At 65.7% G+C, this 20220-nt stretch carries 21 protein-coding genes; 8 read left to right on the top strand and 13 right to left on the bottom strand.

Annotated elements, in window-relative coordinates:
* The coding region (locus AC1D1F_RS22975; RefSeq protein WP_477700850.1) for a calcium-binding protein at positions 1-572 on the top strand (572 nt) is incomplete at its 5' end.
* A gap of 37 nt (positions 573-609) precedes the next feature.
* On the opposite strand, the gene AC1D1F_RS22970 is transcribed toward AC1D1F_RS22975, so the two are convergent.
* The 6 genes from AC1D1F_RS22970 to AC1D1F_RS22945 form a co-directional block, all read right to left on the bottom strand.
* On the bottom strand, positions 610-1452 hold the full coding sequence (locus AC1D1F_RS22970) for an alpha/beta fold hydrolase (RefSeq protein ID WP_477676200.1): 843 nt from the start codon (positions 1450-1452) through the stop codon (positions 610-612).
* Positions 1453-1455: 3 nt separating this feature from the next.
* On the bottom strand, positions 1456-2283 hold the full coding sequence (locus AC1D1F_RS22965; protein ID WP_477676201.1) for a proteasome-type protease: 828 nt from the start codon (positions 2281-2283) through the stop codon (positions 1456-1458).
* Positions 2284-2342: 59 nt separating this feature from the next.
* Positions 2343-4934, bottom strand: a complete 2592-nt coding sequence (mutS, locus tag AC1D1F_RS22960; RefSeq protein WP_477696588.1) for a DNA mismatch repair protein MutS — start codon at positions 4932-4934, stop codon at positions 2343-2345.
* 52 nt (positions 4935-4986) lie between these two features.
* Complete coding sequence (locus AC1D1F_RS22955) at positions 4987-7305, bottom strand: FUSC family protein (RefSeq protein WP_477676202.1); 2319 nt, start codon at positions 7303-7305, stop codon at positions 4987-4989.
* A 79-nt stretch (positions 7306-7384) separates the two neighbouring features.
* Positions 7385-8371, bottom strand: a complete 987-nt coding sequence (locus tag AC1D1F_RS22950) for an inositol monophosphatase family protein (protein WP_477696576.1) — start codon at positions 8369-8371, stop codon at positions 7385-7387.
* 134 nt (positions 8372-8505) lie between these two features.
* Positions 8506-8793: a DUF1330 domain-containing protein gene (locus AC1D1F_RS22945; protein WP_477654899.1), complete on the bottom strand. Its 288-nt coding sequence runs from the start codon at positions 8791-8793 to the stop codon at positions 8506-8508.
* A gap of 102 nt (positions 8794-8895) precedes the next feature.
* Between AC1D1F_RS22945 and AC1D1F_RS22940 the strand changes: the two genes are divergently transcribed.
* From AC1D1F_RS22940 to cysE, 3 genes are read left to right on the top strand one after another with little or no spacing between them, the layout of a single operon-like run.
* Complete coding sequence (locus AC1D1F_RS22940; protein ID WP_477676204.1) at positions 8896-9756, top strand: LysR substrate-binding domain-containing protein; 861 nt, start codon at positions 8896-8898, stop codon at positions 9754-9756.
* 14 nt (positions 9757-9770) lie between these two features.
* On the top strand, positions 9771-10562 hold the full coding sequence (locus AC1D1F_RS22935) for an RNA methyltransferase (protein WP_477696575.1): 792 nt from the start codon (positions 9771-9773) through the stop codon (positions 10560-10562).
* 9 nt (positions 10563-10571) lie between these two features.
* A complete protein-coding gene (cysE, locus tag AC1D1F_RS22930; RefSeq protein WP_477676206.1) occupies positions 10572-11345 on the top strand; it encodes a serine O-acetyltransferase in 774 nt (257 codons plus the stop codon).
* 10 nt (positions 11346-11355) lie between these two features.
* Here the strand turns inward: cysE and AC1D1F_RS22925 are convergent, their stop codons facing one another.
* From AC1D1F_RS22925 to yjgA, 3 genes are read right to left on the bottom strand one after another with little or no spacing between them, the layout of a single operon-like run.
* Entirely contained in the window at positions 11356-12627 is a 1272-nt protein-coding gene (locus AC1D1F_RS22925) for an amidase (RefSeq protein WP_477676207.1), read from the bottom strand.
* Complete coding sequence (gene mog, locus AC1D1F_RS22920) at positions 12624-13220, bottom strand: molybdopterin adenylyltransferase (protein WP_477676208.1); 597 nt, start codon at positions 13218-13220, stop codon at positions 12624-12626. The genes AC1D1F_RS22925 and mog overlap by 4 nt, the downstream gene beginning before the upstream one ends.
* Positions 13217-13825 (bottom strand): ribosome biogenesis factor YjgA, encoded by a 609-nt coding sequence (gene yjgA, locus AC1D1F_RS22915; protein WP_477676209.1) that lies wholly within the window; start codon positions 13823-13825, stop codon positions 13217-13219. The genes mog and yjgA overlap by 4 nt, the downstream gene beginning before the upstream one ends.
* Before the next feature lie 25 nt (positions 13826-13850).
* On the opposite strand from yjgA, the gene pmbA reads away from it, so the two are divergent.
* The 3 genes from pmbA (at position 13851) to AC1D1F_RS22900 (ending at position 15944) form a co-directional block, all read left to right on the top strand.
* Positions 13851-15266, top strand: coding sequence for a metalloprotease PmbA (pmbA, locus tag AC1D1F_RS22910; RefSeq protein WP_477676210.1), 1416 nt, complete (start codon positions 13851-13853; stop codon positions 15264-15266).
* Between the two features lie 88 nt (positions 15267-15354).
* A complete protein-coding gene (locus tag AC1D1F_RS22905) occupies positions 15355-15573 on the top strand; it encodes a hypothetical protein (RefSeq protein ID WP_477696574.1) in 219 nt (72 codons plus the stop codon).
* Positions 15570-15944 (top strand): hypothetical protein, encoded by a 375-nt coding sequence (locus tag AC1D1F_RS22900; RefSeq protein WP_477696573.1) that lies wholly within the window; start codon positions 15570-15572, stop codon positions 15942-15944. The genes AC1D1F_RS22905 and AC1D1F_RS22900 overlap by 4 nt, the downstream gene beginning before the upstream one ends.
* Positions 15945-15972: 28 nt before the next feature.
* Here AC1D1F_RS22900 and AC1D1F_RS22895 read toward each other — a convergent pair whose 3' ends face one another.
* The 3 genes from AC1D1F_RS22895 to AC1D1F_RS22885 all read right to left on the bottom strand — a co-directional run bounded on the left by AC1D1F_RS22895 (position 15973) and on the right by AC1D1F_RS22885 (position 18026).
* Entirely contained in the window at positions 15973-16422 is a 450-nt protein-coding gene (locus tag AC1D1F_RS22895; protein WP_477679258.1) for a GatB/YqeY domain-containing protein, read from the bottom strand.
* Positions 16423-16540: 118 nt separating this feature from the next.
* Positions 16541-16753, bottom strand: a complete 213-nt coding sequence (gene rpsU / locus AC1D1F_RS22890) for a 30S ribosomal protein S21 (protein WP_007872347.1) — start codon at positions 16751-16753, stop codon at positions 16541-16543.
* Between the two features lie 325 nt (positions 16754-17078).
* Complete coding sequence (locus tag AC1D1F_RS22885) at positions 17079-18026, bottom strand: alpha/beta fold hydrolase (RefSeq protein ID WP_477700849.1); 948 nt, start codon at positions 18024-18026, stop codon at positions 17079-17081.
* A 109-nt stretch (positions 18027-18135) separates the two neighbouring features.
* On the opposite strand from AC1D1F_RS22885, the gene AC1D1F_RS22880 reads away from it, so the two are divergent.
* The gene (locus tag AC1D1F_RS22880) at positions 18136-18972 is read left to right on the top strand and encodes a cupin domain-containing protein (RefSeq protein WP_477677632.1); all 837 of its coding nucleotides are present in this window, start codon (positions 18136-18138) and stop codon (positions 18970-18972) included.
* Here the strand turns inward: AC1D1F_RS22880 and AC1D1F_RS22875 are convergent.
* A complete protein-coding gene (locus AC1D1F_RS22875; protein ID WP_477677631.1) occupies positions 18969-20201 on the bottom strand; it encodes a BaiN/RdsA family NAD(P)/FAD-dependent oxidoreductase in 1233 nt (410 codons plus the stop codon). The genes AC1D1F_RS22880 and AC1D1F_RS22875 overlap by 4 nt on opposite strands.
* Positions 20202-20220: the final 19 nt, after the last annotated feature.

The following is a 20220-nucleotide window of genomic DNA, read 5'->3' as shown; positions in this document are numbered from 1 at the left end:
CCAGCCAGGGTACGGACCTTGTCTATTCGGCGATCAGCTACACGCTGGTCACCGATGTAGAAAACCTCACGCTGCTTGGAACGGCGGCCATCAACGGCACGGGCAACACCCTGAACAATGTCCTGGTTGGCAATGCCGCCGCCAACACCTTGAGCGGCGGCGATGGCAACGATACTCTGATCGGTGGGGCCGGTAGCGACAGTTACGTGATTGGGCGCGGCAACGGCAGTGACATCGTCAAGGAAAATGATGCGACGGCGGGCAATACCGACGTGCTGCAATTCCTAAGTGGCGTCAACGCCAATCAACTGTGGTTTGGCAAAACCGGCAACGACCTGCAGGTCAGCATCATCGGCACCGCCGACAAAGCCACCGTGCAGAACTGGTATCTGGGCAGCCAGTACCACGTCGAGCAAATCAAGTCCGGCGACGGCAAGCTGCTGCTGGATAGCCAGGTGCAGAACCTGGTGCAGGCCATGGCCTCATTTGCGCCGCCGGCCATGGGCCAAACAAGCTTGACGGCTTCACAGCAAACGGCGCTCGCGCCTGTGCTGGCGGCCAACTGGCATTAGGTGTGCCGGCCAGGGCGGACGCAAAATCCGCCCCCGGCTAGGCCCCAAAATTCCGCAAAGCCGCCTCAATCGCCGCCGCCGTCGCCAGCGGTTTTTCCATCGGGAACAGATGGCTCCCATCGAGCATCATGATCCGCCCCTTGGTGACCTTCTCGGTCATCGCCATCCCGACCTGCTTCATCTCGGCCGACTGCCGCCCACCGATAAAGGCCACGGGGCATTTGAGTGGATGGCGTTTGAGTAGTGCTTCCAGGTTGTCAGGCAGGGTGTTGTAGATCGCGGTTTCCACATCGCGGTCGAAGCTGAGCAACTGCTTGCCTTCGTCCTCGCCTGTGCCTTCATAGGTACCGTGTTCGATGTAGTCGCGCAGCACTTGTTCGTCCCAGGCGGCAAAGGCTTTTTTGCCGCGGAAGTGCTCGAACACCTCTTCCTTGCCCAGCCACTGGTTTTTGCGTTTGCGGCTGATGGCGCCGGGCGAAATGGCGCCGACCAGTTGCGCGCGTTTGGCGACGCTCAAGGCTCGGGCGCGCCAGCCGCCCAGGATGGGCGAGTCGACGAGCACCACGCCCTTGACGGGCTGGCCGCCGAGTACAGGGTTGCGCGCGGCGCACATCAAGCTCAGGAAACCGCCCAGCGAATGGCCGACGAGGAAGGCTGGCTGGCCGCACTTTTCAACTTCGCGGGCCGTGAAGTCGGCGAGTTGCTGCACCAGGTGCGGCCAGTTGCTGGTGACGGGGTAACGTGGGTCGTGGCCGAACTTGTCGACGGCCTTGACCTGGAAGCCGCGGGCTTTCAGGCTCTGGAAGACCGCGCTGTAGGTAGCACCCGGAAAACTGTTGCCGTGGGAAAAAATGACCAGCGGTTTTGAAGAGGAGGGCACGGCTTAGATTAATTTTTCATCCGGCGTGCTGATCTTCTTCAGCGGCTCGTGGCGCGTGGCCGGCATCTTCAGCGGGATGTCGGTGTGCGCGTCGTCCCAGACCGGGTCTTCGATGCTGTCAAAAACCTCGCGCAGCTTCTGGCCCCAGCTGCTGTGCATCATGCGGTAGTAGGGGTTGTCGTTGTCGATGCAGACGATCTTGTCGCTCTGGTAGGTGTCGGCTTCGTAGACCACCAGGTCCAGCGGCAGGCCGACCGAGAGGTTGGACTTCATGGTCGAGTCCATGGAGACCAGCACGCATTTGGCGGCTTCGGCCAGTGGCGTGGCGGGGGTCAGCACGCGGTCCAGCACCGGCTTGCCGTACTTGGACTCGCCGACCTGGAAGTAAGGCGTTTCGTCGGTGGCTTCGATGAAGTTGCCGGCCGAATACATCTGGAACAGGCGCATGTTCTCGCCGCGGATTTGTCCGCCGAAGACCAGCGAGACGTTGAAGTCGACATCGGCGTTTTTCAGCGCCTCCGCGTCGCGGTCGTAGACGCGGCGAATCGCCGAACCCAGCACGCGGGCGGCGTCGAACATGCTTTTGGCGTTCCAGATGGTGATGGGCTCGCCCCCCTCGTGGTCCTTGAGCTGCTCGACCTGCAGGATCTCGCGGATGGACTGGGAGATCGACAGGTTGCCGGCCGACAGCAGCACCATGAAGCGGTCGCCGGCCTTTTCGTAGACGATCATCTTGCGGAAGGTGCTGATGTGGTCCAGGCCCGCGTTGGTGCGGGAGTCTGACAAAAACACCAGCCCGGCGTTGAGTTTGGCGGCGACGCAGTAGGTCATGAGGTGGTCTGGGAGTGTGGGGGACGTGGAAGGCGTGGAAGGTGTCGGGTTGCGCTGGGTCACGGGGAGACGGAAATCTTTTTGAGGCGATACAGGACGTCAAGCGCTTCGCGAGGCGTCAGCGCATCAGGGTCTATGGTACCCAATGCCTTGTCGACGGCGCTTTGCTCAGCGGCGGCCGACTCAGGCGGCGCGGCGAACAGGTCGACCTGGGCGCGTGCTTCCGTCTGGTGGGCTTCGAGCGCAGTGAGCGCATGGCGGGCGTGATTGACGACGGCGGCGGGCACGCCGGCCAGCTTGGCCACCGCAATACCGTAGCTTTTGCTGGCAGGGCCGGGCTCGATGTGGTGCAGGAACACGATGTCGGCGCCGGACTCGACCGCGCTCACGTGCACATTGATGGCGCCGTGGTGCTGGGCCGGGAATTCGGTGAGCTCGAAGTAATGCGTGGCGAACAGCGTGAAGGCCTGGGTCTTGTTGTGCAGGTAGGCGGCGATGCCGCCGGCCAGCGCCAGGCCGTCGAAGGTGGAAGTGCCGCGGCCGATCTCGTCCATCAGCACCAGGGAGTGCGGCGTGGCGGCGTGCAGGATTTGCGCCGCCTCGGTCATCTCGAGCATGAAGGTCGATTGCGCATTGGCCACGTCGTCGGCCGCGCCTATACGGGTGTGGATCGCGTCTATGGGCCCGAGCCGGCAGCTGGCCGCCGGCACATAAGAGCCCACGCTGGCCAGCAGCACGATGAGGGCCACCTGGCGCATATAGGTTGATTTACCGCCCATGTTGGGGCCGGTGATGACTTGCATGCGGTGCTTGCCGCTCATGGCGGAGTCATTCGCGATAAAGGAGCCGCCGCCCGTTTCGGCCAGGCGCGCCTCCACCACCGGGTGCCGGCCCTGGACGATGTCTATGCAGGGCTCGCGCACGAACACCGGCGCGGCCCAGTTCAGCGTGAGGGATCGCTCGGCCAGCGCGCACAGCGCGTCCAGCGAGGCCAGCGCGCGCGCCAGGCGGCTCAGCGCGGGGATGAAGTCCTGCAGTTGGTCGAGCAATTGCTCATACAGCCACTTCTCGCGCGCCAGGGCGCGTTCCTGCGCCGATAAGGCCTTGTCTTCAAAAGCCTTGAGTTCGGGCGTGATGTAGCGCTCGGCGTTTTTTAATGTCTGGCGGCGGCGGTAGTCGTCGGGCACCTTGTCGAGCTGGCCCTGCGTGACTTCGATGTAGAAGCCGTGCACCTTGTTGAACTGCACGCGCAGGTTGGCGATGCCGGTGCGGGCTTTTTCGCGGACTTCGAGGTCCAGCAGGAAGCCGTCGCAATTGGTCTGGATGGCGCGCAGCTCGTCGAGGTCGGCGTCGCAGCCGTGGTTGATGACGCCGCCGTCGCGGATCAGCGCGGCCGGTTCGTCGAGCACATAGCGGCCCAGCAGCGCGGCGCAGCCGGCCGGTGGCTGCAGGTCTTCAAAGATGCGGGTCAGCAGTTCCGGGAAGTCGCTGCCGGCAGGCGCGGCCAGCTCGGCTTTTTGCAGGGTGTCTTTGAGCGCGACCAGCTCGCGCGGCCGCACCTGGCGCAGCGCGATGCGGGCGGTGATGCGTTCGACGTCGCTGCAGCCCTTGAGCTTGGCGCGCAGCGTCTGCTGCGGGCCGCCGCGCAAATGCGTGATGGCGTCCAGGCGCGCCGCCGCCTGCGCACGGTCGCGGCGCGGCGTGAGCAGCCAGCTTTTGAGCGCGCGGCTGCCCATGCCGGTGGTGCAGGTGTCCAGCAGCGAAAACAGCGTGGGCGAATCTTCGCCGCGCAGCGTCTGCGTGAGCTCAAGGTTGCGGCGCGTGGTTTGCGGCAGTTCGATCAGCTCGCCGGAGCGCACCACCTGAAGGCCTTGCACATGCGATAGTGCCCGGCCTTGCGTGTGTTCGGCATAACCGAGCAGCGCGGAGGCGGCGGCGTGGGCTTCATTCAGTGCCTCGGCGTTCCACGAGGCGAGCGAGGCGACCTTGAGCTGGTCCAGCAGGCGGCGCGCGCCCAGGGCGGTGTCGAACTGCCAGGCCGGGCGCGCGGTGGAGGCGCAGCGCTGGCTCTTGAGGCGCTGTTCGAAGGCCGGCGTCACGTCGACGTTGTAAAGCAGCTCGCTGGGGGCCACGCGCGCCAGCCAGGCTTCGAGTTCGTCGTTGGCGCAGTGCGCCAGGTGGATTTCGCCCTGCGTCACGCTGAGCCAGGCCAGGCCGCAGGTGTTGCGCGCGCCCTGGTGCACGGCCAGCAGGATGGATTCGTTTTTGTCGTTGAGCAGCTCGGTGTCGGTCAGCGTGCCGGGTGTCACCACGCGCACCACTTTGCGCTCGACCGGGCCCTTGCTGGTGGCGACGTCGCCGACCTGCTCGCAGATCGCCACCGATTCACCGAGCTTGATGAGCTTGGCGAGGTAGCCTTCGAGCGCATGGAAGGGTACGCCGGCCATCACGACCGGCTCGCCGGCCGACTGGCCGCGCCGCGTCAGCGTGATGTCGAGCAGGCGCGCGGCTTTCTCTGCATCGGCGAAAAAGACCTCATAAAAATCGCCCATGCGGTAGAACACCAGCGTGTCCGGGTACTCGGCCTTGATGCCGAGGTACTGCTGCATCATGGGCGTGTGGGCGGCCAGCGGCGGCATGCCTGAGCTCATGGGAGTCACGGGGCTGGCGGGACTGGCTAGTTCGGGTCTCACGGGGAGGTTGTCACTCATGCGTTGGGTGGGAAGAAGCGGCGGGCGCCGGGGCCAATCCCGCATTATCAATGGCTGCTGGCCCGGCCGGTTTGGCCGGTTCGGCCAGCACGCGGGCCTGGGCCTGCCGCAGCTCCCGTGCCATCGCGCAGGCCAGCTCCAGCCGGCGCAGCAGCCAGGGCGTGAGGTCGGTGATCATCAGCGGGTCGGGCCGGGGCTGGAAGGGTTGGCCGGCAATGGCCGGGCCGGTTGGGGGCGGCGTGGCCCCGGTGTCCGACAGTTCGGCTTCGATGCGGTTAGAGGCCTGCGCCAGCGCCGGCCTGGCGACCTTGAGGTCCAGCTGGGCACGGTGCAGCAGCAGCAGGGATTTGACGGCCGTGAGCTGGGCCAGTAACTGGTAGCTGCGCGCCTGCAGGGCCTCGAGCGGCTCCAGCGGCGGGCGCACCTTTTGCGGCTCGGCCAGGCTGCGCTGGGCGGCCAGCGTGAGATCGGACAGGCTGTTGTAGGCCTCGCGCCGGGCCAGCCGCCAGGGCAGGTCGGACGCCCGGGCCTCGTCCAGCAGCGCGAGCGCCAGCTGCGCATGTTTGGCTTGGGCGCGTCCGCTGCGCAGCGCCAGCGCCGGAATCTGGTTGCGCTCCCAGGCCGGCAGCACATAGCTGAACAGCCAGGCGATCAGCGCGCCCAGCAGGGTGTCGGCCAGGCGCTCGGCCACGGCGAAACCGGGCTGCACGCCCGCCAGCAGCAGATGCGCCTGCAGCAGGCCGGCCACGGTGGCCGCGATCGAGGTAAATAGGTAGCGCCGCAGCGCAAAGGCATGCGCCAGCCCCATGCTGAGCGCGATCACGCCGAAGATGGCGCGGGCGCCCGGGTGCGCGGCCAGCACCAACATGACCAGCGCGCAGCCCAGCAGCGTGCCGGCGACGCGGGCGTTGCGGCGCTGCACGGTTTGCGCCAGGTTGCCGCGCATCACGACCACGATGGTCAGCAGGATCCAGTATTCATGCGCCACCCAGGGCAGGCGCAGCGACACCGCATAGCCGGCCGCCACGGCCAGCGCGCAGCGCAGGGCGTAGCGCAGGATGGGCGCGCTCCAGCCCAACTGCCCCAGCAGCGGCTTCCAGGACCAGTGGGTGGTGCTGACGAACAGCTGCCACTGGGTGCGCACGGCCGACAGCCCGGGCGGGATGTCGCCGCGCGCCAGCGCCGCCAGTTTCACGGCTTCGTCGTTGATGTGGCCTATGCGGTCGGCCATGTTGTGCAGCAAAGCCAGCGGGTCGGTGGTGTCTATGCGCAGCGGGTCGGGCGCCAGCGGGTCTATGCGTTTGGTGCGCGGCGGCAGCGCGCCGGCGAGCTGCGGCCGCAGGTCGGTGATGGCGGTGATCGCCGCGCCGCGCCGGCCCAGCAGCAGGTCCATGCCCAGCGCCTCGAGGCGCGCGGCGGTGCTGTCCAGCGCCAGCTGCAGGGCGGGCAGCACGGCCACGCTGGCGCTGTGCTCCAGCAGGAAATCCAGGTCCAGGTCGCAGGCGAGCTGGTGGTCGCGCGCCTCGAGCAGGCTCAGCAGCATGGCCGCCAGGCGCTGGCGCTCCGGCGTGGTGGGCGACTCCAGCACCACGTCGCGGGTGTTCTGCAGATGGTCGGCCAGCGCGGCCTGTTGCTGCAGCATGCGCGCCAGCAGCGCGGAATGGTCGGGCTGCGGGCCGAAGCGCTGGGCCTGGGTGCGCAGGATCTGCGCGAAGCTGTGCAGGCATTCGGCCAGCAGCTGCGCGCGAAAGCGCTGGTTCAGCAGATGGGTGGTGAACACCGCCCACAGCAGGTACAGCCCGGCGCCGGCCAGGAACCAGGCGCCGTGCAGCGCGATCTGCCCCAGCGTGGCCACCGGTGGCGCGGCCATGGAAAACAGGGTGGAAAACAGCAGCGAAAAACAGATGGGCCCGCCGCGCTTGCCCCAGGCCATCATCATCACGGCCAGGAAGGTGGCGGCCGTGACCACGATGCCCAGCAGCAGCTCGTCGTGGCGCACCAGCTGCACCAGCATGAAGAGCGGCGCGCCCAGCAGCGGCGCGGGCAGCATCTGCATGATCTTGCGCCGGCGCGGCGCGGGCACGTCGGGCAGGCTGGTGATCAGCACGCCCACCGCGGCCGTGGAGGCGGCGGCCAGCCCGGCCGCCTCGAAGATGGCTAGCATGATGAGCACCAGGCCCAGCGAGACCGTCAGCCCGTTGGCGACGTACTGGCTCAGCAGCACGTGCAGGCTTTTTTGCAGCCAGCCCTGCGCCCGGCGCTGCAGGCGGGTTGCCAGCGCGGGAGAAAGGGCAGGGTCGGGCCGGTTCATGGTGTGCCTGGACACACTTTACCTTTACCGAAACGCGCGGACGTAAAAAAAGCCCGCGTGGCGGGCTTTGCTGTTTTGTTTAGAACGGGGCGTCCGGTTTGGCGGCCGCGCTGTCCGCGGCTTTGATGCGTTTGGCCTTGAGCGTCGGTTTTTCGGCCGGGGCGGCGGGCGCCGCGCTTTCTTCGGCACCTTCTTCAGGCTCCTGCGCGGCGCTCGTGTCCTTGAGGGCCTGACGCACGGCGGCCTTGTCGCCGGCGCCGGCGAACTTGCTGTACTTGCCCAGGGTGCCGACCAGCTGGCCGTAGATGCGCGGGTTGCCGGCCACGCATTCGCCGTGGTCCATGAAGTCGGCTTCGCCGGTGAAATTGCCGATCAGGCCGCCGGCTTCGGTCACCAGCAGCGAGCCGGCCGCCACGTCCCAGGGCTTGAGGTTGGATTCAAAAAAGCCGTCGCTGAAACCGGCTGCCACATAGGCCAGGTCCAGCGCCGCGGCGCCGGGGCGGCGCACGCCGGCGCACTGGCTCATGACTTCGCCCAGCATGTTGAGGTAGGTCTTGAGCTTGTCGCCAGGGCGGTAGGGAAAGCCGGTGGAAATCAGGCATTCCTGCAGGCGGGTGCGCTTGGCCACGCGGATGCGGCGGTCGTTCATGTAGGCGCCGCGGCCCTTGGTGGCGCAGAAAATGTCGTTGCGGGTGGGGTCGTAGACCACGGCCTGCTCGACCTTGCCTTTGACGGCCAGCGCGATGCTGACGCAATAGACCGGGAAGCCGTGGATGAAGTTGGTGGTGCCGTCCAGCGGATCGATGATCCAGACGAAGTCGGAGTCTTTGGCGCCATGCTCGCTGCCCGATTCTTCGGCCAGGATGCCGTGGCCGGGGTAGGCCGTCACCAGGGTTTCGATGATCGCGGCCTCGGCGGCCTGGTCGATCTCGGTGACGAAGTCGTTGGTCTGCTTGACCGAGACGCGGACGGCTTCGACGTCAAGCGCCGCGCGGTTGATGATGGCGCCGGCAGCGCGCGCAGCCTTGATGGCCACGTTGAGCATGGGATGGAGGTTGCTGGACATAACTTGTAGGGAAGAACGGGATAAACCGGCGCCGGCGATGCGGGCGGCGGGCAATGGCGGTATTTTCCCATAAACCCGCGATATGGCTCCCTCCGGGGGGCGATACCGCGTCCAGGCGACCCCGGGAACCGCGGCTAGGCGCCTTCGGCGATCAGGAAATCCGCGTCGGCATGCTGCTGGCGTATGGCCCGCGCCGCCTGGTATTCGGGGCTGGCGTAACAGGCCCGCGCGGTCGCCATGTCGGCGAACTCCACGACGACGTTGCGCTCGCGGGAGCTGCCTTCCATGCTTTCGTAAGCCCCGCCGCGCACCAGGAAATTCGCTCCGAACTTCTCGAAAGCGGGCCGCGCCGCCGTCAGGTAACGCGGGTATTCGTCGATGTTGCGCACCGAGACGTGCACGATCCAGTAAGCCTTTGCCATGGTGTTCCTTGTGTTTTGAAGTGTTGAAGGCTGGACGATACGCGTGACATTCAATTCTGAAAAATGAATAATAAGGATTGTTTATATCTTCAAGAGAGATTCATGGAGCTCAGTGACCTGGTGATTTTTCGGGCCGTGGTGGAGGCCGGCGGCGTGACGCGCGCGGCCGAGCGCCTGCATCGGGTGCAGTCCAACGTCACGACGCGCCTACGCCAGCTCGAGGAAAAGCTGGGAACGCCGCTGTTCATCCGCGAAGGCAAGCGCCTGCACCTGTCGCCGGCCGGGCAGGTGTTGCTGGACTATGCCCAGCGCCTGCTGGCCCTGGCCGAAGAGGCGCGCGATGCGGTGCGGGACGGCCGCCCGCGCGGCGCCCTGGTGCTGGGCGCCATGGAGAGCACCTCGGCGGTACGCCTGCCCGGGCCGCTCAGCGACTTTGTGCGCCTGTACCCCGAGGTCAAGCTGACGCTCAAAACCGGCAACCCGCAGCAGTTGGCGGCGGCGGTACTGGCCGGTGCCATCGATGCGGCGCTGGTGACCGGGCCCATCGTTGACGGCCCCTTCGAGCGCGAGCCGGTTTATCGCGAGGAACTGGTGATCGTGGCGGCGGCCGGCCATGCCGCCATCACCTCCCGGGGCGCCGAGCCGCCGCGCAGCATCGTCGCCTTTGAGCAAGGCTGTCCGCACCGGGCGCGGCTTGAGCAGTGGTACGCCGGAAAAAACAGCATGCCGGTGCAGACCATTGAGATCACTTCCTACCACGCGATGCTGGGCTGCGTGGTGGTGGGCATGGGCATCTCGCTGGTGCCGCTCAGCGTGCTGGCGACTTTTCCCGAGCGCGCGCGCCTGAGCGTGCATGCCTTGCCGCCCGGCAGCGACTGCGCGCAAACCGACCTGATCTGGCGCAAAGGCGCGATGTCACCGAAGATCAGGGCGCTGGTCCAGGTCCTGAAGCCATCCGCATAGGACAATCCTGTCCCATGCGTACCCGATTTATCCTGATCAACACCAGCCACGCCGGCAATGTCGGCGCCACCGCCCGAGCCATGAAAACCATGGGTTTTGAGGACCTGGTGCTGGTCGCGCCGCGCTGGGCCAATGTGCTGAACCGCGAAGAAACCATCCAGCGGGCCAGCGGCGCGCTCGACGTGCTCAAAAATGCCCGCATCGTCGCCACGCTGGACGAGGCGCTGGACGGCATGGCCCACCTGTGCGCCACCGCCATGACGCCGCGAGACTTCGGCCCGCCCACGCGCGCGCCGCGCGAGCACTTCGCGGGCTTGCTGGGGGATGGCGAGCCGGACAAGGAAACATCCGCGAGGCCCGAGTCGGTGGCTTTCCTGTTCGGCTCCGAGCGCTTCGGCATGCAGAACGATGACGTCTACCGCTGCCATGTGGCGCTCAGCATCCCGACCGACCCGAAGTTCGGCTCGCTGAACCTGGGTGCGGCGGTGCAGCTGATCGCCTACGACTGGCGCCAGGCGCTGGGCGGCTTTAGCGTGCAGCCGGCGACGGCCGAGCCCGCGCAGGCCGATGCGGCGGCGGTGGCCGGCATGCTGAAGCACTGGGAAGAGGCGCTGGCCGGCATAGGCTTCCTTGATCCGGCTTCGCCCAAAAAACTGATGCCGCGGCTCAACCAGCTCTTCAACCGCGCGCAGCTGAGCCCCGAGGAAATCCACATCCTGCGCGGCGTGGCCAAGGCCATGCTGCAAAAGGCCTCCGAAGCGGGGGGCAAAAACGCCGCTCCGGCAGCCATCCCGCGCCCTCAGTAGACTTCGCCTATGTTTTCCCGACTCCGCTCCGACATCCAGTGCATCCTCGACCGCGATCCCGCCGCCCGTACGGCCTGGGAAGCGCTGACCTGCTACCCCGGCCTGCATGCCCTGGTGCTGCATCGCCGCGCGCACTGGTGCTGGAACCACGGCTTCAAATGGCTGGGCCGCTTTATCTCGCATATTTCGCGCTGGATGACCGGCATTGAGATCCATCCCGGCGCCAAGATCGGCGAGCGGGTGTTCTTCGACCATGCCATGGGCGTGGTGGTCGGTGAAACCGCCGAGATCGGCGACGGCTGCACGATTTACCAGGGCGTGACGCTGGGCGGCACTTCGCTCTACAAGGGCGCCAAACGGCATCCAACGCTGGGCCGCGACGTGGTGGTCAGCGCGGGGGCCAAGGTGCTGGGCGGTTTTGTGGTCGGCGACGGCGCCAAGATCGGCAGCAATGCGGTGGTGATCAAGCCCGTGCCGGCCGGGGCCACGGCGGTGGGCATTCCCGCGCGCATCATCCTGTCGAAAACCGGCGAAAGCGCCGACGTCTCGACCACGCAGTTTTCGGCCTACGGCATCACGCTGGAGGACGACCCGCTGTCCCAGGCCATGCGCGGCCTGATCGACAACGCGTCCGGCCAGGAGCACCAGATCGCCCTGCTGTGGCAGGCGATTGAAAAGCTCTCGGGCTCGCAAACCGCCATGAACAAGGACTGCGTGCCCAAGGATGCGGCGCTTACGGAAACTTTTGAAGCTGAAAAATTGAACCAGCTGGTCGGCAAGTAAGCCGCCGTTTTTAGACCGCCCTGAGCGCGCGCTCCAGGAAAGCGGCGGCCTGCAGACAGGCGCGGTCGGCATGCGGCGCGCCAATGATTTGCAGGCCCATGGGAAAACCGTTCACCCCCGTGGCGCCGGCCACGTTCACGCAGGGCACGCCGAGCAAGGTCCAGGCGCGGTTGAAGATCGCGGCGCCGGTGCTGCCATAACCCTCGGGCGCTTCATCGGGCGCGCTGGGCGTCATCAGTACGTCGAATCCCTCAAACCAGCTTGCACAGGCCTTGCGGCCTTCTACCGCGGTGCGTTGCGCGGCTTCGTAGGCTGCCGGCGTGATGCCGCGGACCGCCAGCAGGTAGTTGCGCAGGATGTCCGACAGTGCTTCGGAATGGTGGTCCACTTCCCAGGCCAGGCTGCGCCAGACCTCGTAACCCTGGATGATGTCCTGTGCGTCGAACACCTCCTTGATCCAGGCGGGCAGGGTGATGCGCCTCACGTCCGCGCCGGCTGCCTTCAATGCATTGCTGCCGGCTTCCAGTGCCTGCCGGGCGCTTGGGGACAGTTCGGCCCAGGGATAGGCTTCGGGCACACCGACCACCCAGGGTTTCGGGGAAGGTTCAGCATCGAGTGCCAGCGCGCGGCCGCCGAGCGCCTGGGCAAACCAGGCCACCTCGGGCACGCTGGCGGCGAACAGGCCGACCGTGTCCAGCGACCAGGAAAAACATTTGAGCCCGGCCGTGGGCAGCAGGCCGAAGCTGGGTTTGAAGCCGGTGACGCCGCAATAGGACGCCGGGCGTATCACTGAGCCGCCAGTCTGCGTGCCGATGGCAAAAGGCACCAGGCCTGCCGCGACCGCCGCCGCCGAGCCGGCCGAGGAGCCGCCCGGCGTGCGGCCCGGTGCATTCGGGTTCAGCGTGGCCGTGGGCTTGAGGAAAGCGAATTCGGTGGTGCTGGATTTTCCGATCAGCAGCCCGCCTGCGCGGCGGATCACGCCGACCATGGCCGCGTCGGCGTGCACCGGTTCAGCCGGGTAGAGCGCCGAGCCGTAGCGCGTGGGGAAATCGCGGGTGTCGAAGATGTCCTTGAGAGCCACGGGCAAGCCACGTAGCGGGCCTGTGAGGGCAGGGATTTGGGCCAGCGCCGTGGGCAGGTCCAGGCGGGCGGTGAAGGCGCGCAGCGTGGCGTCTGTCGCGTCTATGCGTGCGAAGGTTTCTGTGAGCAGGCTCGCCACGTCCAGCGTGCCTGCAGCCAGCCCGGCGGCCGTCTCTATGGCAGACGGCGCTGGCGGCTTCATGGTGCCGGCGTGCGGATGGCCGATTTCGGCCGGAAGGCCTTGCAGACGGCCGGGTCGGTTTCGAGGTAAGGGCCGCCTATCAGGTCTATGCAATAGGGCACAGCGGCAAAGATGCCGGGCACCACAGCTTCGCCGGCCTCGTTTTTAAGGCCCTCCAGCGTTTCCTGGATGGACTTGGGCTGGCCGGGCAGGTTGAGGATCAGGCTTTTGTCGCGTATCACCGCGCGTTGGCGCGACAGGATGGCCGTGGGCACGAATTTGAGGCTGATCTGCCGCATCTGCTCGCCGAAGCCGGGCATTTCCTTGTGGGCGACGGCCAAGGTGGCCTCGGGTGTCACGTCGCGCGGCGCGGGGCCGGTGCCGCCGGTCGTCAGCACCAGCGAGCAGCCGGCGTCGACCAGCGAGATCAACGCGGCGCTGATGCCGGCCTGCTCGTCGGGGATCAGGCGTTCGTCAAAAGTGATGGGGTTGCGCAGCGCGCGCGTGAGCCAGTCTTTCAGCGCCGGCAGGCCTTTGTCGACGTAGACACCGGCCGAGGCGCGGTCGCTGACCGAGACAATGCCGATCCTGACCGCCTCAAAAGCCTGGCTCATGCCTGGGGTTCCTCAGCCTCGTCCGGGCCTTTTGCCAGGGTTTGCCGCACCAGCTGGAAGATTTCGCGGTAGGACTTGCCGTGGCGCGGCGCCTCGCCGGGTTTTTCGGGCTTGGCGTCCTTGCGGGCCTGGCGAACCAGGGCGCGCAGCTGCTGCGAATCGGTGCCGGGATGTTCTTCGAGCCAGGTGCCCAGCGCGGCGTCGTCGGCGATCAGCTTGTCGCGCCACTGTTCGGCCAGGTGCAGCGCCAGCGTCAGGTCGGCCGAGCCGTTGAGCTGTTCGTTGATGGCTTCGCGGATCGGTTCCGGGTCCAGCGGGCGCATCAGCTTGCCGATGAACTGCATCTGGCGGCGTTTGCCCTCGAAGTTGGTGATTTTTTTGGCGTCGGCGATGGCGTCGCGCAGCTTGTCGGGCAGGTCCAGGCGCGCCATCAGGTCGGCGCGCAGGGTCAGCAGCGCTTCACCGAGCGCCTGTTTTTCATCGGCCTCGGCCTTGAGTTGGGTTTTGCTGGGCGGGCCGACTTCTTCAAGCGCGATTTCCTCGGGTTTGACGAAGCGTCCGTTGGACCAGTAGCCCTTGATGGCCTTGGGAGTCTTGTTGTTCATGGCAGTCAGTATCATAGCTACCCATATGACCCAAAAAGCTTCCTCTCGTTCCAGCGCCGCAAAGCGCGCCGCTTCCCGTCCCTCCCAGCAGCCCGAAAGCGGCTTCAGCTACCACCGCGATTTTTTCGAAGACCTCGTTGACACCGCGCTGGGCCACGCCAAAAAACTGGGTGCCACGGATGCCGCGGCCGAGGCTTCCGAAGGCTGCGGCCTGTCGGTCAGCGTGCGCAAGGGCGAGCTCGAAAACGTGGAGCGCAACCGCGACAAGTCGCTGGGCATCACGGTTTACATCGGCAAAAAGCGCGGCAATGCCGCCACCAGCGATTTCTCCAAGGCCGCCATCGAGCAGACTGTGAAAGCGGCCTACGACATCGCGCGCTTCACGGCCGAAGACGAAACCTCGGGCTTGCCCGACGACCGCGACATCGCGCGCGTGCACCGGGAGCTGGACCTGTTCCACCCCTGGTCCATCGACTCCGAACAGGCCGCGCAACTGGCCCTGAAGTGCGAAGCCGCTGCGCTGGGCACCAGCCGCCTGATCACCAACAGCGAAGGCGCGGGCGTGTCAGCCCAGCAAAGCCATTTTTTCAGCGCCCATACCAAGGGCTTTCGCGGCGGTTATGCCAGTTCGCGCCACAGCATCTCGGTGGCGCCGATCGCCGGCAAGGGCGACCAGATGCAGCGCGATGCCTGGTACAGCTCCATGCGCGACGCGGCTGAACTGGCGCGCCCCGAGGCCGTGGGCCGCTACGCCGCCGAGCGCGCGCTGGCACGCCTGAAAAGCCGCAAGATCCCGACCACGCAGTGCCCGGTGCTGTTCGAGTCGCCGCTGGCCGCGGGCCTGCTGGGCGGTTTTGTGCATGCCGTGAGCGGCGGTGCGCTGTACCGCAAAAGCACCTTTCTGGCCGATAGCCTGGGCAAGCCGGCTTTCCCGAAACACATCGACATCAACGAAGACCCGCACCTGCGCAAAGGCAAGGGCAGCGCGCCCTTCGACGAAGAGGGCGTAAAGACCCAGGCGCGCAAGGTGGTGGCCGGCGGCCGCGTCGAGGGCTATTTCCTGAGCACTTACTCGGCCCGCAAGCTGGGCATGCGCACCACCGGCAATGCCGGCGGCTCGCACAACCTGGTTCTGACCAGCCGTCTGACCCGCCCGGCCGACGACCTGGACGCCATGCTGCGCAAGCTGGGTCGCGGCCTCTTCGTGACCGAGCTGATGGGCCAGGGCGTGAACTACGTGACCGGCGACTATTCGCGCGGCGCCTCGGGCTTCTGGGTCGAAAACGGCCGCATCGCCTTCCCGGTCGAGGAAATCACGATTGCCGGCAACCTCAAGGACATGCTCATGGGCATTGAGGCCGTGGGCGCGGACGCCTACAACTACGGCGCCAAAACCGTAGGCTCGATTCTCATCAACCGCATGAAGGTGGCGGGGAGTTGAAACCTGCGGGTTTTAGGTGTATTTTTAGTCTTGTATTTTCACCTTTTTGGTACTATATTGATTCTTTAATTCCCAACTGGAGAATTCAATGGCTGATGTACGTGTTCTTAAATTCGATGTGGGTTCGAGTACTGATGTTGCGTTGCAGCGGCTAAAGAACCGCTTTGATGCGTCCACTTCATCGGAGGCAATGCGAAGAAGCTTGGCGATTGCTGATACGGTGACCGAGTTGAGTGCCAAAGGCGAACGCATTTTTGTTCGAGATACCAACGGTGAAATTCGCGAATTGCTGATCGGTGCTCAATGAGTGATGGGGTGGCGGAGACTGCCGTCCGTCAGGAAATTGAGGCCGCGGCCGCCACTGCTGCGCCCAAGCTTGCAGTCAAAGCCCTGTCCGAGGATAAGTCAGTCCAGGACGGGCAATTCACGCATCAAAAATGGGAGCGATTGAGCACCCAGCGCGATACCCTTATTAACGCTGTCATCCGTGTGTTCACTTGGCTCAACGGAGGTGTTTATCTGCTGGTTCTTCTCGCCTGGATTGCCGGGCATTTTTCAAACTACCGAATCGTTGACGGAAATACGCTTATGGCCTTGGTTGGAGCAACTGTGGTGCAAGCCGGACTTGCTTTTGCGGCCATTGTGAAGTTCTTGTTTCCAGCCACTTCTGACGAATAGGAAGGTGCGGCAGGAAGTCTGTTTGTAATCAGCCAGCCAGCGCCGCCTTCACCGCTGCCGAGACCTGGCCCATGTCGGCCTTGCCGGCCAGTTTGGCTTTCACCGCGCCCATGACCTTGCCCATGTCGCCGGGGCCGCTGGCGCCCAGTTCGGCCACGATGGCTTTCACGGCGGCGGCAACCTCGTCGGCGCTCAGGCGTGCGGGCAAATAGGCCTGCAGCACCACCAGTTCGGCGGCTTCCTTGTCGGCCAGGTCCTTGCGCTCGGCCTTCTGGAAGGCTTCCAGCGAGTCCTTGCGCTGTTTGATCAGCTTGTCGACGATGGCGACCACGGCGGCATCGTCCAGCACGACGCGCTCATCGACCTCTTTTTGCTTGAGGGCGGCCAGCAACAGGCGGATGGTGCCCAGGCGCTCGCTGTCCTTGGCGCGCATGGCGGTCTTCATGTCTTCGGTGATCTGGTCTTTGAGGGCTGACATTCGGGGCTCCTGAGGGCGGGAAGAGGGAAGGGATGCGTGGGGCTGGTGCCAGAAAGCACAAAAGCCCGCAGAGCGTCCTCGTGCGGGCTTTTTGTTGCCGTGAGGCGGTACTAAAGGATTAGTACAGCTTCTTGGGCAACTGCATCGAGCGGATACGCTTGTAGTTGCGCTTGACGGCGGCTGCCTTCTTGCGCTTGCGCTCCGCCGTTGGCTTTTCGTAAAACTCGCGGGCGCGCAGGTCGGTCAGCAGGCCGAGTTTTTCAATGGTGCGCTTGAAACGGCGCAGAGCCACGTCGAAGGGCTCGTTGTCTTTTACACGGATGGTGGTCATTGTTCAATTGATCCAAAAGGTGCGCCTTTATCGATCTGATCAGGATCAGGCCAGGCACGGGTTTGCTAGCAAAGCCTTGGATTATATACCACCCCCACGGTCGTTCACTTCGTGTAACTCCCTGCCCCCAGAGGGGGCCGCCCGCCTGCGGCCCGGCAAAGCCGGTTCCGCGGCTCATGCTGGCCTTGGGCGGCTCGCTTCGCATCGCCTTGGGGCTGTCGGCTGTCCATCCAGTGGGGGCCGCGGGACTGGCTCTGCCAGACCGCAGGCGCCGCCCCCTTGAGGGGGAACAGGCTACACGCAGTGAGCCTGGACGGGGGTGGATTTACTCTCTGATGAAAGCCAGCAAATCCTGGTTGAGCCGCTCCTTGTGGGTGTCGGCCAGGCCGTGCGGCGCACCGGGGTAGACGATCAGCCTGGCGTTTTTCACGAGTTTCGCGGCGGCGCGGCCTGAGGCGTCGATGGGCACGATCTGGTCGTCGTCGCCGTGGATCACCAGGGTCGGCACGTTAAAGCGCTTGAGGTCCTCGGTGAAGTCGGTGGCCGAGAAAGCCGCGATCGAATCATAGGTGTTCTTGTGGCCCGCCTGCATGCCCTGCACCCAGAACGACTGGATCAAACCTTGCGAGACCTTGGCGCCGGGGCGGTTGAAGCCGAAAAACGGGCCCGAGGCGATGTCCAGGTAAAGCTGCGAACGGTTGGCCAGTTCGCCCTGGCGAATGCCGTCGAACACCTCGATCGGCAGGCCGCCCGGGTTAGCCGCCGTTTTCAGCATCAGGGGCGGCACGGCGCTGACCAGCACGGCTTTTTTGATTTTCGCGGTGCCGTAACGGCCGATGTAACGCGCCACCTCGCCGCCGCCGGTCGAAAAACCCACCAGCGTCACGTCTTTCACGCCCAGCGTGTCGATCACCGCTGCGAGGTCGGCGGCGTAGTGGTCCATGTCGTTGCCGTCCCAGGGCTGGCTGGAGCGCCCGTGGCCGCGCCGGTCATGGGCGATGACGCGGTAGCCTTTCGATGCCAGGAAGATCATCTGCGATTCCCAGCTGTCCGAATTGAGCGGCCAGCCGTGGCTGAAGCTCACCACGGGGCCATTCTTGGGGCCCCAGTCCTTGTAATAAATTTGCACGCCGTCCGGGGTGGTGATGTAGCTGGCGCTGCGTGCGGCGGACGCCGCGGGTTGCGCCGTAGCGGCGTCTGCGGCCATCGCGGGACTGGCGGTGACGGCGGCGGCCAGTGCGGCGGCGGCGGCGAGACGGGTGAGAGCGTTCATGGTGTTCCTTTGAGAGGGTTGCAACAAGTCGGGATCGACAGAACAAACTTTACGCTTCGCAAAATACGATAAGTGCTTAATAATCCTAAAAAATTGATCTGGAGTATTTATGAGCGACCGGCTTGAAGCCCTGCTACGGCATTTCTCGGTGAGCGCGAATGTGTTCCATTCCGGCGCACTTTGCGGCGTCAACGAACTGGGCGAGGAGGAGGGCACCGGCCAGCTTCACCTCGTGCGCAGCGGCGAAGTCGGCATCAGCCATGGCGGCGCCGAGGTGATGCGTGTCAGCGGCCCCTGCCTGCTGCTTTACCCAAGGCCGATGGCGCACCGCTTCATCACGGATAGCCGGCGTGGCGCCGACTTTGTGTGCGCGCACCTGCGCTTTGAGGGCGGCGCGGCCAACCCGATCGCCGCGGCGCTGCCGTCCTTTGTGTGCCTGCCGCTGGCGCAGATCGAGGGCGCCGCCGGCGTCCTGCAACTGCTGTTCGAAGAGGCTTTTGAGCAGCGCTGCGGCCGGCAGGCGCTGCTGGACCGGCTTTTTGATGTGGTGCTGATCCAGGTGCTGCGGCACCTGATGGAAAGCGGCGAAACCCGCTCCGGCATGTTGGCGGGGCTCTCGCACCCGCGCCTGCGCCACGCCCTTGTCGCGATGCACCAGAGTCCCGGGCAAGAGTGGAGCCTGGAGGCGCTCGCCGATCATGCGGGCATGTCGCGCAGTGTGTTCGCCAACCAGTTCCGCGATACGGTCGGCTGCACGCCCGGCGTGTATTTGCAGCGCTGGCGGGTGGGGCTGGCGCAGCAGGCGCTGCGCCGCGACCGGCCGCTCAAGCTGATTGCCGCGGAGGTCGGTTATGGCAGCGAGGCGGCGCTGTCGCGCGCCTTCAAGGCGCAAAGCGGCCAGTCACCGCGCGAGTGGAAGCTGGCCCAGGAGGCCCGGCAGGCCTAGCGCGCCGGTGTCAGCGCTTGCGCGCAGGCATGCGCGGAGGCCCAGGCCCACTGGAAGTTGTAGCCGCCCAGCCAGCCGGTCACATCCACCACTTCACCGATGAAGTACAGCCCCGGCTGCTTCGACTCCAGGGTTTGCGACGACAGGTCGCGCGTGTCAACACCGCCGACGGTCACCTCGGCCTTGCGGTAACCCTCGGAGCCATTCGGCGTCAGTTGCCAGTCTGCCAGGCGCGCGGCCAGGCCTAGCAGCGCTTTATCGGTCGCCTCGCTGATGGGTTTTTGCAGCGCCGGGTCGGTGCTGGCCCAGGCGTCGGCCAGCCGGCTGGGCACCAGGGTGGCGAGTTCGTTGGCGATGAGTTTTTTGGAGCTGCCTTTGGCGCGCAGCAGCAGGGCCGGCAGGTCCACGCCGGGGGCGAGGTTGATGCTTATCGGCTGGCCTTCGCGCCAGAAGCTGGAAATCTGCAGCACGGCCGGGCCGCTCAGGCCGCGGTGGGTAAAGAGCAGGTCTTCCGAGAAGACCACCGCTTTTTTGCGCTGCTTGGGCGTCGCATCGACGGGGCTGGTCTCAATAAGCACCGGCAGCGCCAGGCCGGCCAGCTGGGCATAGGGCGCCCAGGCTTCGCCGTCAAAGGTCAGCGGCACCAGCGCGGCGCGCGGCTCCACCAGGCGCAGGCCGAACTGTTTCGCGATGCGGTAACCGAAATCGGTGGCCCCGATCTTGGGAATTGACAGGCCGCCGGTGGCGATCACCACCTGCGGCGCCGTGACCAGGCCGCGGTCGCTTTGAAGTTCGTAGTTGCCGCCCGCCTCCTGGGGGCCTTTCAGGCCCTGGATGCCGCAGGGCTGCCAGCGCGTGACATTTCCGGCCTCGCATTCGGCCAACAGCATGTTGATCACATCCTCGGCCGAGCGGTCGCAGAACAGCTGGCCCTTGTGCTTTTCGTGGAAAGGGATGTTGTGGCGCTGCAGCAGGGCGATGAAGTCCTGCGGCGTGTAGCGCGACAGCGCCGAGCGGCAGAAGTGCGGGTTCTCGCTGAGGAACTGCGCGGGTGTGGCGTCACGGTTGGTGAAGTTGCAGCGGCCGCCGCCCGAGATGCGGATTTTTTCGGCGACTTTTTCGCTGTGGTCCACCAGCAGTACCTTGAGGCCGCGCTGGCCCGCCTGGGCCGCGCAGAACAGGCCGGCGGCGCCCGCGCCTATCACGACGGCGTCAAATTGATGGGTCAAATCCACCCCTGAACCATTG

This window comes from Polaromonas sp. P1_H6 (assembly GCF_056405195.1).
Note: the sequence above shows the minus strand (reverse complement) of the source record. Positions and strands in the feature narration are given on the sequence as shown.